Below are 13,494 nucleotides of genomic sequence, written 5' to 3' on the forward strand. Positions count from 1 at the left end.
CGTTCCTTATACGGCTATGCGGTTCATGTAACCGCGGAAGGCTTGCAGGTAGCGGGGATTGGGGATCAGGAAGGCGTCGTGGCCCTGCGGCGCATCGATCTCCAGGTAGCAGACATCCTTGCGCGCAGCGAGCAGGGCGTCGACGATTTCCCGCGAGCGCTCCGGCGAAAAGCGCCAGTCGGTGGTGAAGGACATCACGCAGAAGCGCGCCTGGGCGCCCTCGAAGGTCTTGGCCAGATCGTCGTTGTGGGCTGCCGCCGGGTCGAAGTAGTCCAGCGCCTTGGTCATCAGCAGGTAGGTATTGGCGTCGAAGCGCCCGGAAAACTCCTCGCCCTGATAGCGCAGGTAGCTTTCGACCTGGAATTCCACGCTGTTGAAGTCGTAATTGAGCTTCTCGCTCTTGAGTCCGCGACCGAACTTGGTGCCCATGGCGTCATCGGACAGGTAGGTGATGTGGCCGACCATGCGCGCCAGCATCAGGCCGCGCTTGGGAATCACGCCCATCTCCTGGAAATGGCCGCCGTGGAATTCCGGGTCGGACAGGATGGCCTGGCGCGCGACTTCGTTGAAGGCGATGTTCTGTGCCGACAGCCTGGGCGCCGAGGCGATGGCCAGGCAGTGGCGGACTCGCTCAGGGTAGCTGATGGTCCATTGCAAGGCCTGCATGCCGCCCAGGCTGCCGCCTATCACCGCTGCCCATTGGGCGATGCCAAGGCGGTCGGCCAGAAGTGCCTGACTGTGCACCCAGTCTTCCACTGTCACCACTGGGAAGTCTGCACCGTAGGGCTTGCCGCTGGCCGGGTTGGTGCTGCTGGGGCCGGTCGAACCGTTGCAGCCGCCCAGGTTGTTCAGGCTGACGACGAAGAAATGATCGGTATCGATGGCCTTGCCCGGGCCTATGCAGGAATCCCACCAGCCGGGTTTGCGGTCGTCCATGCTGTGGTAGCCGGCGGCATGATGGTGGCCAGAGAGCGCATGGCAGATGAGCACGGCATTGCTGCGCGCGGCATTCAGCTCGCCATAGGTTTCATAGATCAGCTGGTAATCGGCCAGCGTACGGCCGCAGGCGAGTGTCAGTGGTTCGGCAAAATGCGCGACCTGCGGACTCACCAGGCCAACGGAATCGGCGGGAATTGCAGTGGGCATCGACCCTGGCTCTTGCTTGAAGAAGGCGGCAAAGTCTAAAGGTATGCGCGTTGCAATTCATCCTGAAATGCAACGGCGAGCGGGGCTCTCGCCATTTCCTCGCGGGCTGCGACGAAATGGCGACAGCTTTAGCTGATCTGCGCGCTGGTCAGGCTGACCACCTTGCCCTGCCGCCGCAGCGGCGCCGGTCGGCGCAGCGCGCGGAGCATTTCCGCGGCCTGTGCCAGTTGCAGCTCCAGTTCGCCGCTGTAGCGCGTCAGCAATTGTCCGCGCTGGCTGTTCTGCTGGCTCTCCCTGGCCAGGCTCTTCAACTGCAGGATGTGGGTTTCCAGCTGTTGCTTGTGTTCCAGGGAAAACTGCAGCAGCGGCGTCAGCGCATCTCCAGCCCACTGTTCGGCTTCCTGGCGCAGCCGCTGGTGCATGCCGATGACCTCCTGCACCAGGGTAGAGAAGAAGCGTCTGGTGAGTGTTCGCTGCTCGGTGAGCAGGGTCTTCAACTGCAGGCGGAACTGATCGGCCTTGCCTTGCAGGCTGCGCAGCTCGCGCTGATAAGGCAGCAACTGGAACAACGGCGGGTCGATACCCTGTAGGGGGTTTTCTTCGCTGTGCCGCCGGTAGATCGCTGAAACCATCTTGTTGGCCCTTTCCGCCTCCTGCTCGAGGATGCCCAGGTCCTGTTCCACCGAGCGGAAGAAGTGCAGGATCGCCAGGTTAATGCCCAGCGTGGTCAGGCTGCCGGTCAGGCTGCGTCGCAACCGGGTCAGGTGCTCCTCGAGGCGTTCGGCCCGTATTGCCGTGCGCAGCAGCTCACCCTGGCGTTGCAGCAGGCGCTGATTGGTCTTCAGGTCGAGCAGGCGCTTGTGGTGGCGGTTGTGATCGTGCCGCGTACGCGCGGTGAGTTCGAGCAGCATCTGCCCGCTGCCTTCCTGATGACTGGCCAGCACATCGCGCTGCTCGATGACCTTTTCCAGGCGCAGCTTGAGGGCATGCTGACTGTTCTGCAGCAGCGCCATCACCTGCTGCACCACCTGGTCTTCGAGCAGGCGTTCCTTCTGCGTGAGGATGCGCTGGCTGAGCAACTCTTCCAGCCGTGCCAGCTGGCTGCGTTCGAGCAGCGCCTGGTCACCGCGAATCTTCGCCATCAGCGCCTGTTTGGCCGATAGCGGCAGGACGTCGGCGCAATCAATGCCCAGCTGTTGCGCGGTGGTGTCACGGATATCCTCGATGGCCTTCTGCACGAAGGTCTCTCCGGCAACATCGTCCCAGAGCACGTCGATCTTGTTCAGTACGGCGAACAGGCTGTTCTGCGTATCTTCGTCGAGCTGGCGGATGTGCTGCTGCCAGATCTGCATGTCACTGGCGGTGACACCGGTGTCGGCAGAGAGCAGGAACACGATTGCCTGGGCATTGGGCAGCATCGACAGGGTCAGTTCCGGCTCGCTGCCCAGCGCGTTCAGCCCGGGCGTATCGAGAATGCGCAAGCCCTGACGCAACAGCGGGTGGTCGAAGTTGACCACGGCGTGGCGCCAGGCCGGGACCAGTACGGTATCGCCGCTGCTGCTGCTTTCCAGGCCGGCCGGGTCAAAGCCCAGCTGAATCGCCTGTTCCACCGGCATGGCCTTGGTCAACGCGACCTGGGCAAAAGCTTCGGCCATGCTTTCCGGGTCATGCGGGTCGAGCGGGAGATTGAGCCAGAGTCGCGGTGTGCGCTTGAGCTGCGCGATGCTGGTGTCTTCCAGGCGCGACTCAATGGGCAGCAGGCGGATGTAGGAGCGTTCCGAACGCGGATCGAACAGCAGTTCGGTGGGGCACATGGTGGTGCGGCCAGCCCGTGAAGGCAGGATGCGCTGACCGTAGTTGGAGAAGAACAGGCTATTGATCAGCTCGGTTTTGCCGCGCGAATACTCGCCGACGAAAGCCAGGGTGATGTGATCGGTGCGCAACACCCGCAGCGCTCGTTCCAGGCGCGCCTCGACGCCCTCGCTGGAAAGCCGGTTATGCGCCAGCCAGCTGCGGTAGCGGGTGATCTCACGAATGAGGTCACGCTTCCAGGTGACGTAGGCGTCCACTTGTCGATCGAGACGTTCCATGCTCATCCAGCTCCCGGAGGTGTGATTCGGCGAATTATCGGACCCGCCGTTACAAGGTCAATTCAATCGAAGCCTGACGTGACCGAGCGGCCTTGCTGGCGGCATGGGCGGTCATGGGCGGCTCGGTTCGAGTCGATGTCCTCGTTCACACCCCGCAGCAAAGTACGAGGCAGGATGGAAAAAGCCGAGAAGTTGAAGTCTACGTGCAGCCATGCGGCATTCCGAGGCGCTTTTGGCTCCTCGGTGCCGCTTTGGCAGCAAAGCATGAACGGCGTCTCAGATGAGCATGCGCAGGATGTTCGGCATGTGGGTCATGGTGGCCAGGTTGTTGACTACCAGCATGTCCAGCAGCTTGATCGCCAGGAAGGCGAAGATCGGCGAGATATCCAGTCCGCCGAGGTTCGGCAGCAGGCGGCGGAACGGCGCCAGGACCGGCTCGCAGAGTTGGCTGACCAGCTGTGCGCCTGGGTTATGGCTGCCCGGCGCGACCCAGGACAGGATCACGCTGATAATCAGCGCCCAGAAAAAGATGTTGAGGAACAGCCCAGTGATGCCGATCAGCGCCCAGACCAGCAACAGCAAGGGATTGCCGATGGTGCCGTAGGCGATCAGCAGGATCAGCGCCATCAGCACCGTCTGCACGATCAGCGCGAGGATCAGCGAAGAAATATCCAGCGTGCCCATGCTCGGAATGATGCGGCGCATCGGCCGCAAAAGTGGATGGGTTGCCTTGACGATGAATTGGCTGAGCGGGTTGTAGAAGTCGGCGCGTACCAGCTGCAGGATGAAGCGCAGCAACACGATCAGCAGATAGAGGCTGCCCAGCGTCTGGATGACGAGGATCAGGGCTTGCGAGAGTTGGGACATGAATGCTCCTTAGAGGCTGTTGTTTCGTCGCGAACGAAGCGTCAACAGACCTATTGACCCAGTTGTTCGGCCAGTTCGGCCGAGCGTTGTGCGGCCGCGTTCAACGCCTGCTGCACCAGTTGCTCGAAGCCGCCCGCCTGGAAGGCTTTGATCGCCGCTTCGGTGGTTCCGTTCGGCGAGGTGACGCGACGCCGCAGTTCGGCGGCATCGACGTCGCTTTCGCAAGCCATGCGAGCTGCGCCCAGCGCGGTCTGCATGGTCAGTTGCGCGGCGGTCTCGCGGGGCAGGCCGAGCTGCTGTCCGGCAGCCGTCATCGCTTCGATCAGCAGGAAGAAATAGGCAGGACCGCTACCGGAAACGGCGGTTACCGCATCGATTAGACGCTCTTCTTCGAGCCATAGCGCGATACCGACGGCCGACAGCAGTTGCTCGGCCTGCTGCTTCTGCGTGTCGCTGACCTGGGTATTGGCGAACAGGCCGCTGACGCCCTGGCGCAGCAAGGCCGGCGTGTTGGGCATGCAACGCACGATTGCCTGAGGGCGCGGGCCCAGCCAGCGCTGCAGGCTGTCGCAGCTGATGCTGGCGGCGATCGAGACGATCAGGGGGCCGTGGGCCAGATGAGGAGTCAGATCCTGACAGACCGCCTGCATGACCTGCGGCTTGACCGACAGCACCACCACGTCGGCGCCGGCCAGTGCATCGGCGTTCTGCGCGAACGTCTGGATGCCGTGCTCGGCGCTGATTTTCGCGCGCTGCTCGGCGCCTGGATCGCTGGCGCGAATGGCGTCCGCTGCGACGCCGTTGGCGCGCAGCCCGCCGATCAGACTGGCAGCCATGTTGCCGGCGCCGATGAAGGCGATGCGGGGTGAGGTCATAGCGATTCCTTTATTGAGTGCGTCCGTAGTCGCGGGCGCCGAACAGTGCGGTGCCGATGCGGACCCAGGTCGCGCCTTCGGCAATTGCCGCTTCGAGGTCCTGGCTCATGCCCATGGACAACGTATCCAGTGTCAGTGGCAGTTCATCGCGCAATGCGCGCAGGCGGGCAAAGGCGGCGCGCTGCTCGGCGGGGTCTTCGCTCGGTGCGGGAATGCACATCAGTCCACGCAGGCGCAGACGCGGCATCGCGGCGACAGCCTGTGCCAGCTGCGGCAGTTCCTCTGGCGCGCAGCCGGATTTGCTCGCCTCTCCGCTGACATTCACCTGCAGGCATATATTCAGCGGCGGCAGTTCGGCTGAACGTTGATCGGACAGGCGCTGGGCGATCTTCAGGCGATCCACCGAATGCACCCAGTCGAAGTGTTCGGCGACGGATTTGGTCTTGTTCGACTGGATCGGTCCGATGAAGTGCCAGGTCAGCGGCAGCTCGCTCAGCTCGGCCTGCTTGTCCAGCGCTTCCTGCAGATAGTTTTCGCCGAAATCGCGCATGCCGGCTTCGGCGGCCTCGCGAATGGCGGCGGCCGGCTGGGTCTTGCTCACCGCCAGCAGGCCGACCGAAGCAGGGTCGCGTCCCACAGCTTGCGCCGCCTCACGGATGCGCGCTGCGACCTTTGCAATATTCTTCTCTATCGTGGACATTACTTGCGCCGCCGCCTTGGGTCTGCGCGGCATTCTACCTGCTTGCTTGTAATTGGGGAGTCCCATGGATATCACAGAACTGCTGGCCTTCAGCGCCAAGCAGGGTGCGTCGGATTTGCACCTTTCCGCCGGCCTGCCGCCGATGATCCGCGTCGATGGCGACGTGCGGCGAATCAACCTGCCGGCCATGGACCACAAGCAGGTGCATGCGCTGATCTACGACATCATGAACGACAAGCAGCGCAAGGATTTCGAGGAATTCCTGGAGACCGACTTCTCGTTCGAAGTGCCGGGCGTGGCGCGTTTTCGCGTCAACGCGTTCAACCAGAATCGCGGTTCCGGCGCGGTGTTCCGGACCATTCCTTCCAAGGTGCTGACCATGGAAGACCTGGGGATGGGCGAGGTTTTCCGCAAGATTACCGATGTGCCGCGCGGGCTGGTGCTGGTCACCGGACCGACCGGCTCGGGCAAGTCGACCACCCTGGCGGCGATGCTTGATTACCTGAACAACACCAAGTACCACCACATCCTTACCATCGAGGACCCCATCGAATTCGTTCACGAATCGAAGAAGTGCCTGGTCAACCAGCGCGAGGTCCATCGTGACACCCTGGGCTTCTCCGAGGCACTGCGTTCGGCACTGCGTGAAGACCCGGACATCATTCTCGTCGGCGAAATGCGCGACCTGGAAACCATCCGCCTGGCGCTGACCGCTGCGGAAACCGGTCACCTGGTGTTCGGCACCCTGCACACCACCTCCGCCGCCAAGACCATCGACCGCGTGGTCGACGTGTTCCCGGCCGAAGAAAAGTCCATGGTCCGCTCGATGCTCTCCGAATCGCTGCAGGCGGTGATCTCGCAGACCCTGCTGAAGAAGGTTGGCGGCGGCCGTGTCGCGGCCCACGAGATCATGATCGGTACGCCGGCGATCCGTAACCTGATTCGCGAGGACAAGGTGGCGCAGATGTATTCCTCGATCCAGACCGGCGGCTCGCTGGGCATGCAGACCCTCGACTCGTGCCTCAAGGGGCTGCTCGCCAAAGGGCTGATCTCGCGAGACAGCGCCAAGGAAAAGGCCAAGCAGCCAGAGAACTTCTAAACGCCTGACAACTACCGGGCGCCGCCCGATGCGGCGCTTGCCACGATTGCGAGTACGACGATGGAATTCGAGAAACTTCTGCGCCTGATGGTGGAAAAGGGCGGCTCCGATCTGTTCATCACGGCAGGCGTGCCGCCTTCGATGAAGGTCAACGGCAAGATCATGCCGGTCAGCAAGACGGCGATGTCGCCGGAAATGACCCGCGAGACCGTGCACGGCGTTATGAACGAGCAGCAGCGCCGCGAGTTCACCGAGAACCATGAGTGCAACTTCGCCATCAGCGCTCGTGGTATCGGCCGTTTCCGGGTCAGTGCGTTCTACCAGCGCAATCTCGCTGGCATGGTGCTGCGGCGTATCGAAACCAACATTCCGACCATCGAAGAACTCAAGCTGCCGGACGTCCTCAAGAAGCTGTCGATGACCAAGCGCGGGCTGGTGCTGTTCGTCGGGGCCACCGGTACCGGCAAGTCGACCTCATTGGCTTCGATGATCGGCTACCGCAACAAGAATTCCAGCGGGCACATCATCTCCATCGAAGACCCGATCGAATTCATCCACCAGCATCAGAGCTGCATCGTCACCCAGCGCGAGGTCGGTATCGACACCAGCTCGTTCGAAGTGGCGCTGAAGAACACCTTGCGCCAGGCGCCGGACGTAATCCTCATCGGCGAGATCCGTACCCGTGAAACCATGGACTACGCCGTGGCCTTCGCCGAAACCGGTCACCTCTGCCTGGCGACCCTGCACGCCAACAACGCCAACCAGGCGCTGGACCGCATCATCAACTTCTTCCCGCCCGACCGTCACAACCAGGTGTGGATGGATCTGTCGCTCAACCTCAAGGCCATCGTCGCCCAGCAGCTGGTGCCGACGCCTGACGGCAAGGGGCGTCGTGCGGTAATCGAGGTGCTGATCAATACGCCGCTGGCGGCCGACCTGATCCGCAAGGGCGAGGTGCATGAGCTCAAGTCGCTGATGAAGCGCTCCACCGAGCTGGGCATGCAGACCTTCGACCAGGCGTTGTACAACCTCTATGTGCAGGGTGAAATCACCTACGAAGATGCGTTGCTGCACGCCGATTCAGCCAACGACCTGCGTCTGCTGATCAAGCTGGGATCGGAAACCGATGGCGAGCATCTGACCAGCGTGTCCCAGGGCCTGAGTCTTGAGGTCAGTGACGACGATCCAGGCCGCAGCTTCCGCTAGTCGGCCTGTTTTGCATCCCGGCCGATGCGCTTTCCGCTTCTCGCGGCGACGCGCTCGGCCTGGCCGTCACGCTGCGCACCGGCACGCGCGCGGCTCATCAACTGCGGGATCAACATGCCTTCGGGCAGATTCTTCCAGAAGCGCACAGGCAGGTTGCTCTCCAGTACGCCGCGGTTCAGCCGGGCCGGGTTGAACGTGCTTTCGTAATACGCCTTCCATAGCTCGCCGCCGGGGTCCGCTGCGTTCTGCGCCAGCTGCCGCCACGGTGGCGGGCAGGGGCGGGTGTAGTACATGTCTTGGCCATCCCAGCAAACCCCTTCTTCCGGCGTCGCGATCAGCCAGCTGTTGCCGCCCATCCGTTCGGCGAAGTGTCCCGCCGCCCAGGGCAGTATGTCGTGCGCAGGCTCGAACCAGGCGACGTACCGCGGTCCATCACTGGTCTGCAGTGGGCTGAAGCGAAGAAAGGCATGCAGATGATGGGCCTCACGACGGACTGCCTTGATGCGCCCATGCAGTTCGCTGCCATCGATGTCGCCGACCATTCGCGCACTCGAATCGCCCAGGGTGACCCGCCAGAGCACGCGATACAGCAGGCTCCAGCGCTGCTCGGTGCGATAGCGCGCGGCCATTTCGAGTTCGTCCAGCAGTTGTCGGGGGACGCGAATGCGCGGTCCGCCTTCCGTTGAAGGTGCCGGCGAGGGCTCGTCGAATAGCCCTGTCGATTCATCGTCGCTGGCCCAGTTCAGCTCATGTGGCGCGACGCAGCTCTGCAGCAGAGCGCGAGCCCGAACTCGCCACTCCTGGAAGCTTCCATCGAAACGCACCGTGACCATTACCAGAGCGCCAGTTGTGCGGGCGTGTCGCGCAGATGCTGGCGCAGCATGGCCGACTCCTGCCCTGCCAGGCTTGGCCGGTAATCCTGAGTGATGACGAAGGGTTTGGCTTTCTCGAGCGAGCAGCGCAGACGGGTCAGATCCTCGAAGCGGATGCGCTTCTGTCGGCGCAGGTCCACCAGGCGTTTCGCGCTGAGCATGCCGATTCCGGGAATGCGGGCGATCATCGTCGGTTCGGCGCGGTTGAGGTCCACCGGAAACTGGTCGCGGTGCGCCAGCGCCCAGGCCAGCTTCGGATCGATATCCAGCGCGAGGTTGCCTGGCCCGCTGAGCAGTTCGTCGGCCTTGAAGCCGTAGCCACGCATGAGGAAGTCGGCCTGATACAGGCGATGCTCGCGCATCAGCGGTGGTGCCGCGAAAGGCACGGTGTTGGGGCTATGCGGAATCGGGCTGAAGGCCGAGTAGTAGACCCGGCGCAGTCGATAGCTGCCGTACAACGATTGGGCGGTGTGCAATATGGTGCTGTCGTCGGTATTGTCGGCGCCAACGATCATCTGCGTGCTCTGCCCGGCGGGTGCGAAGCGCGGCGCCCGCCGCTCGGCGCTAGCCTCGGTTTCGCCTTGGTGAATGGTGTGCATGGCCTGTTTGATGGTCACCACCTGCTTTTCCGGGGCCAGGCGGATCAGGCTGGTTTCGGTCGGCAGTTCGATGTTCACGCTGAGCCGGTCGGCATAGCGGCCGGCTTCGGCGATCAGCAGCGGGTCGGCGTCGGGAATGGTCTTGAGGTGGATGTAGCCGCGAAACTCGTGCTCCTCACGCAGCAGCCTGGCGACCCGCACCAGCTGTTCCATGGTGTAGTCCGCCGAGCGGATGATGCCGGAGCTGAGGAACAGACCGCTGATGCAATTGCGTCGGTAGAAGTCGAGCGTCAGGCTGACCACTTCTTCCGGCGTGAAGCGCGCCCGCGGCACATCGCTGGAGCGGCGATTGACGCAGTACTGGCAGTCGTACAGACAGAAGTTGGTCAGCAGGATCTTCAGCAGCGCCACGCAGCGACCATCCGGCGTGAAGCTGTGGCAGATGCCCATGCCATTGGTGGCGCCGAGTCCGCTCTTGCCCTTCGAGCTGCGCTTCGGCGCGCCGCTGCTGGCACAGGAAACGTCGTACTTGGCCGCGTCGGCGAGCACACTGAGTTTGTCGATCAATTGCATCATGGTGGCCGTGATACTGTTTGCATATACAGTATCACGGTTGCGCATGCCGACAAGGTCCGTCTGGCGGGGCGGTTCAGGCGCATTATCGGATAAGCTGGACGCCACTCATCAATCGCACATCGAGGTTCGGATGCAGCAGAACACCCATAGCACGCTGATCGGCTATCTCCTGTGGATATTCGGTTTTCTCGGCTCCCACCGCTTCTACTACGGCAAGCCCATCACCGGCACCATCTGGTTCTTTACCCTCGGCCTGTTCTTTGTCGGCTGGATCATCGACCTGTTTCTGATCCCATCGATGGATCGTGAAGCGGACATGCGCTTCCAGCCGGGGCCCATCGACTACACGGTCGGCTGGATACTGCTGACCTTTCTCGGCGTATTCGGTGTACACCGCATGTATCAGGGTAAGTGGATCACAGGAATCCTTTACCTGTTCACCGGTGGCTTGTTCTTTATCGGTGTGCTTTACGACTTCTGGACGCTGAACTCGCAGATATCCGAGCGCAATCTGGCGCGGAGCTGAACGAGTAGGGCAGGAAACGCTTTAGAAGTCTGGCAGGCATGGACGGGTTGATGTCCAGCCTGCGCAGATCTTTCGCATCAGCCTTCGAAGCTGATGTGGCCGTCGACGATGGTGTAGCGTACCGCGCCCGGCAGGCAGTGGCCCATGAACGGGCAGTTACGACCTTTGGAATACCAGCGCTCGCCGACCAGGGTCGAACTGTGTTGATCGAACAGCACCAGGTCCGCAGGTTGGCCAGCTTGCAGGGTGCTGGTCGGCAGGCGTAGTGCTGTAGCGGGCCCGCTGGTCAGGCGCGCCAGCAGGGTCGGCAGATCGAGCAAGCCGTCGTCCACCAATGTCAGCGCCAGTGGCAGCAGAATTTCGGCACTGCTGATACCCGGTTCGGTTTCGCCGAACGGGGCCAGTTTGGCATCGGCCTCGTGTGGTTGGTGATGACTGGAAATCGCCGAGATGACGCCCGCCTTCACCGCCTCACGCAGGCCATCGCGATCCGCTGCGCTGCGCAGTGGCGGCTGCACGTGATACAGGCTGGAGAAACCGTGCAGCGCTTCATCGGTGAGGATCAGCTGATACATGGCCACGTCGGCCGTCACCGGCAGGCCACGAGCCTGTGCCTGGGCAATCATTTCCGCGCCACGGGCGCTGGTCAGTTGGGCGAAATGCGCGCGAACGCCGGAGCGCTCGACTAGCAGCAGATTGCGCGCCAGTGCCACGGTTTCGGCAGTCTCCGGAATCCCCGACAGGCCGAGGAAGCTGGCGGCGGCTCCTTCGTGAGCAAGCCCGCCTTCGGCCAGGTCGCGGTCCTGGGAGTGGAAGATCACCGTCAGATCGAAGGTGGCGGCGTATTCCAGCGCACGGCGCAGGTTGCGATTGCTGGCAAATTCGGTAAGGCCGTTGCCGAACGCGACACACCCGGCTTCACGCAACGCGACCAGCTCGGAAAGCTGCTCACCGGCCAGGTTGCGCGTCAGCGCGCCGATGGGGAACACCTTGGCATGGCCCGACTCACGGGCGCGATCGAGGATCAGTTCGGTCACTGCCGCGGTATCCAGCACCGGTCGCGTTTGCGGCGGGCAGCACAGGCTGGTGATGCCGCCAGCGGCGGCGGCCAGGGTCTCGCTGGCAATGCTGCCTTTGCGGCTGTAGCCGGGCTCGCGCAGGGCTACCGCAAGATCGACCAGGCCGGGTGCGGCGGTCAGACCCTGTGCGTCGATTGTCTGTTGTGCTTCGAAGCCGGCTGGCGCCTGGCCGATGGCGGCGATCTTGTTGTGCTGTAGGTAGATATCGGCGATTTCGTTGCGCCCGCTGACGGGGTCGATCACGTGTGCGCCGAGGATTCGGGTTGCCACCATCACTGCTGCTCCTCGGATACGGATTCAGAATCGATCTGGCGCTGGGCCGCCTGGCCGCTCATCGCCATGGACAGCACGGCCATGCGAATGGCGATGCCATAGGTGACCTGATTGAGGATCACCGATTGCGGGCCGTCGGCCACCGCCGACTCGATCTCCACGCCGCGGTTGATCGGGCCCGGGTGCATGACGATGGCGTCGGGCTTGGCCAGTGCGAGACGCTGGGTGTTCAGGCCGTAGAGCTTGTAGAACTCCCCTTCGCTGGGAAGCAGGCCGCCCTGCATGCGCTCGCGCTGCAGGCGCAGCATGATCACCACGTCGACATCGCGCAGCCCCTCGTTCATGTCGTTGAACACGCGCACACCGTACTGCTCGATGCCCTCGGGCAGCAGGGTTTTCGGTGCGATCACGCGGATGTCCGGGCAGCCCAGTGTCTTCAGCGCCAGCATGTTCGAGCGCGCTACCCGCGAATGCAGAATGTCACCAACGATGGCGACCGAGAGGTTCTCGAAGCTGCCCTTGTGGCGGCGGATGGTAAGCATGTCGAGCATGCCCTGGGTCGGGTGCGCATGGCGCCCGTCGCCGCCATTGATCACCGCGACCTCCGGGCTGACGTGCTCGGCGATGAAATGGGCGGCGCCGGAGTCGGCGTGGCGCACCACGAACATGTCCGCGGCCATGGCTTCCAGGTTGCGCAGCGTGTCGGTCAGGGTCTCGCCCTTGCTCGTGGAGGAGGTCGAGACATTCAGCGTGATGACGTCTGCCGACAACCGCTGCGCCGCCAGTTCGAAGGTCGTGCGGGTGCGCGTGGAGTTCTCGAAGAACACGTTGCAGACGGTTTTGCCGCGCAGCAGTGGAACCTTCTTCACCGCCCGTGCGCCGACTTCGAGGAATGAATCGGCAGTGTCCAGGATCTCGGTGAGCAACTCGCGCGGCAGGCCGTCGAGGGAGAGAAAATGGCGCAGCTGGCCTTGGTCGTTCAACTGTAGCGGGCGCTTGGCGTCGGTGGGCGTCATCGCAGGATCTCGGTTGGCGGGGCTGTGGGGCGGACTTGCCGGCTCGCTCAGGAGCCGCTGGTTTCCATCTGTTGTTCGAGGGCCAATGGCTCCGGTCCGATCAGCTTGATGCGCTGCTCGGGCGCCAGCGACAGGGTGGCGCCGACCACGTCCGGGCGAATCGGCAGCTCACGCGCGTTCAGGTCGAGCAGGCAGACCAGCGTTACGCTGGCAGGACGACCGTAGTCGAACAGTTCATTGAGCGCGGCGCGGATGGTGCGGCCGGTCATCAGCACGTCATCGATCAGCACCAGGTGCTGGCCTTCGATCTCGAAAGGCAGCTCCGACGGCTGCACCTGCGGGTGCAGGCCCTTCTGGGTGAAGTCGTCGCGATAGAAGGACACGTCGAGAATGCCGAGCGGTTCGTTCTGCGCGCGGGCTGCGAGCAGCGCCTGGGCCACCCAGACGCCGCCGGTACGGATACCGATGAAGCGCGGCTCCTGGATGTCGCGATCAATCAGGTGCTGCTTCAGTGTGGCGACCATCTCGGGCAGCAGCTGTTCGGGATTGGGCAGAATCATTGTGTCTCCT

13 protein-coding genes are annotated in these 13,494 nt (G+C 63.1%); 3 read left to right on the plus strand and 10 right to left on the minus strand.

Annotated elements, in window-relative coordinates:
• Nucleotides 1-6: 6 nt before the first annotated feature.
• The 5 genes from metX to RT582_RS02825 form a co-directional block, all read right to left on the minus strand.
• Nucleotides 7-1,146, minus strand: a complete 1,140-nt coding sequence (gene metX / locus RT582_RS02805) for a homoserine O-succinyltransferase MetX (protein ID WP_014818742.1) — start codon at nt 1,144-1,146, stop codon at nt 7-9.
• Nucleotides 1,147-1,274: 128 nt separating this feature from the next.
• A complete protein-coding gene (locus RT582_RS02810; RefSeq protein ID WP_230357528.1) occupies nt 1,275-3,242 on the minus strand; it encodes a dynamin-like GTPase family protein in 1,968 nt (655 codons plus the stop codon).
• Nucleotides 3,243-3,512: 270 nt separating this feature from the next.
• Entirely contained in the window at nt 3,513-4,103 is a 591-nt protein-coding gene (locus tag RT582_RS02815; protein ID WP_313476495.1) for a YggT family protein, read from the minus strand.
• A gap of 50 nt (nt 4,104-4,153) precedes the next feature.
• A complete protein-coding gene (gene proC / locus RT582_RS02820) occupies nt 4,154-4,978 on the minus strand; it encodes a pyrroline-5-carboxylate reductase (protein ID WP_313476498.1) in 825 nt (274 codons plus the stop codon).
• A 10-nt stretch (nt 4,979-4,988) separates the two neighbouring features.
• Nucleotides 4,989-5,678, minus strand: a complete 690-nt coding sequence (locus RT582_RS02825) for a YggS family pyridoxal phosphate-dependent enzyme (RefSeq protein ID WP_278447119.1) — start codon at nt 5,676-5,678, stop codon at nt 4,989-4,991.
• Between the two features lie 64 nt (nt 5,679-5,742).
• Here RT582_RS02825 and pilT point away from each other — a divergent pair, with 64 nt between their 5' ends.
• Nucleotides 5,743-6,777 (plus strand): type IV pilus twitching motility protein PilT, encoded by a 1,035-nt coding sequence (gene pilT / locus RT582_RS02830; RefSeq protein WP_003303153.1) that lies wholly within the window; start codon nt 5,743-5,745, stop codon nt 6,775-6,777.
• Nucleotides 6,778-6,837: 60 nt separating this feature from the next.
• On the plus strand, nt 6,838-7,983 hold the full coding sequence (locus RT582_RS02835; protein WP_015275295.1) for a PilT/PilU family type 4a pilus ATPase: 1,146 nt from the start codon (nt 6,838-6,840) through the stop codon (nt 7,981-7,983).
• Here the strand turns inward: RT582_RS02835 and RT582_RS02840 are convergent.
• Both RT582_RS02840 and RT582_RS02845 read right to left on the minus strand, forming a co-directional pair.
• Nucleotides 7,980-8,816: a TIGR03915 family putative DNA repair protein gene (locus tag RT582_RS02840; RefSeq protein WP_313476500.1), complete on the minus strand. Its 837-nt coding sequence runs from the start codon at nt 8,814-8,816 to the stop codon at nt 7,980-7,982. The genes RT582_RS02835 and RT582_RS02840 overlap by 4 nt on opposite strands.
• The gene (locus RT582_RS02845) at nt 8,816-10,027 is read right to left on the minus strand and encodes a putative DNA modification/repair radical SAM protein (protein ID WP_102832393.1); all 1,212 of its coding nucleotides are present in this window, start codon (nt 10,025-10,027) and stop codon (nt 8,816-8,818) included. Before RT582_RS02845 ends, RT582_RS02840 begins: the two co-directional genes overlap by 1 nt.
• A gap of 133 nt (nt 10,028-10,160) precedes the next feature.
• On the opposite strand from RT582_RS02845, the gene RT582_RS02850 reads away from it, so the two are divergent.
• Nucleotides 10,161-10,556 carry an NINE protein gene (locus tag RT582_RS02850; protein ID WP_003282737.1) on the plus strand — a complete coding sequence of 132 codons (396 nt, stop codon included), beginning with the start codon at nt 10,161-10,163 and terminating at the stop codon, nt 10,554-10,556.
• 77 nt (nt 10,557-10,633) lie between these two features.
• On the opposite strand, the gene RT582_RS02855 is transcribed toward RT582_RS02850, so the two are convergent.
• From RT582_RS02855 to pyrR, 3 genes are read right to left on the minus strand one after another with little or no spacing between them, the layout of a single operon-like run.
• Entirely contained in the window at nt 10,634-11,908 is a 1,275-nt protein-coding gene (locus RT582_RS02855; protein WP_046617518.1) for a dihydroorotase, read from the minus strand.
• On the minus strand, nt 11,908-12,924 hold the full coding sequence (locus RT582_RS02860; RefSeq protein ID WP_042927198.1) for an aspartate carbamoyltransferase catalytic subunit: 1,017 nt from the start codon (nt 12,922-12,924) through the stop codon (nt 11,908-11,910). Before RT582_RS02860 ends, RT582_RS02855 begins: the two co-directional genes overlap by 1 nt.
• Nucleotides 12,925-12,971: 47 nt before the next feature.
• The gene (gene pyrR / locus RT582_RS02865; RefSeq protein WP_023446072.1) at nt 12,972-13,484 is read right to left on the minus strand and encodes a bifunctional pyr operon transcriptional regulator/uracil phosphoribosyltransferase PyrR; all 513 of its coding nucleotides are present in this window, start codon (nt 13,482-13,484) and stop codon (nt 12,972-12,974) included.
• Nucleotides 13,485-13,494: the final 10 nt, after the last annotated feature.

The organism is Stutzerimonas kunmingensis (assembly GCF_032106285.1).
Lineage (GTDB): Bacteria > Pseudomonadota > Gammaproteobacteria > Pseudomonadales > Pseudomonadaceae > Stutzerimonas > Stutzerimonas kunmingensis_B.

Excerpts from the sequence above, each read along its gene's own strand:
- RT582_RS02845 (WP_102832393.1), bottom strand. The coding sequence starts at position 10,027 with ATGCAATTGATCGACAAACTCAGTGTGCTCGCCGACGCGGCCAAGTAC.
- RT582_RS02825 (WP_278447119.1), bottom strand. The coding sequence starts at position 5,678 with ATGTCCACGATAGAGAAGAATATTGCAAAGGTCGCAGCGCGCATCCGT.
- RT582_RS02835 (WP_015275295.1), top strand. The coding sequence starts at position 6,838 with ATGGAATTCGAGAAACTTCTGCGCCTGATGGTGGAAAAGGGCGGCTCC.
- pyrR (WP_023446072.1), bottom strand. The coding sequence starts at position 13,484 with ATGATTCTGCCCAATCCCGAACAGCTGCTGCCCGAGATGGTCGCCACA.
- RT582_RS02815 (WP_313476495.1), bottom strand. The coding sequence starts at position 4,103 with ATGTCCCAACTCTCGCAAGCCCTGATCCTCGTCATCCAGACGCTGGGC.
- RT582_RS02855 (WP_046617518.1), bottom strand. The coding sequence starts at position 11,908 with ATGGTGGCAACCCGAATCCTCGGCGCACACGTGATCGACCCCGTCAGC.
- RT582_RS02860 (WP_042927198.1), bottom strand. The coding sequence starts at position 12,924 with ATGACGCCCACCGACGCCAAGCGCCCGCTACAGTTGAACGACCAAGGC.
- RT582_RS02850 (WP_003282737.1), top strand. The coding sequence starts at position 10,161 with ATGCAGCAGAACACCCATAGCACGCTGATCGGCTATCTCCTGTGGATA.
- pilT (WP_003303153.1), top strand. The coding sequence starts at position 5,743 with ATGGATATCACAGAACTGCTGGCCTTCAGCGCCAAGCAGGGTGCGTCG.
- RT582_RS02840 (WP_313476500.1), bottom strand. The coding sequence starts at position 8,816 with ATGGTCACGGTGCGTTTCGATGGAAGCTTCCAGGAGTGGCGAGTTCGG.
- metX (WP_014818742.1), bottom strand. The coding sequence starts at position 1,146 with ATGCCCACTGCAATTCCCGCCGATTCCGTTGGCCTGGTGAGTCCGCAG.
- proC (WP_313476498.1), bottom strand. The coding sequence starts at position 4,978 with ATGACCTCACCCCGCATCGCCTTCATCGGCGCCGGCAACATGGCTGCC.
- RT582_RS02810 (WP_230357528.1), bottom strand. The coding sequence starts at position 3,242 with ATGAGCATGGAACGTCTCGATCGACAAGTGGACGCCTACGTCACCTGG.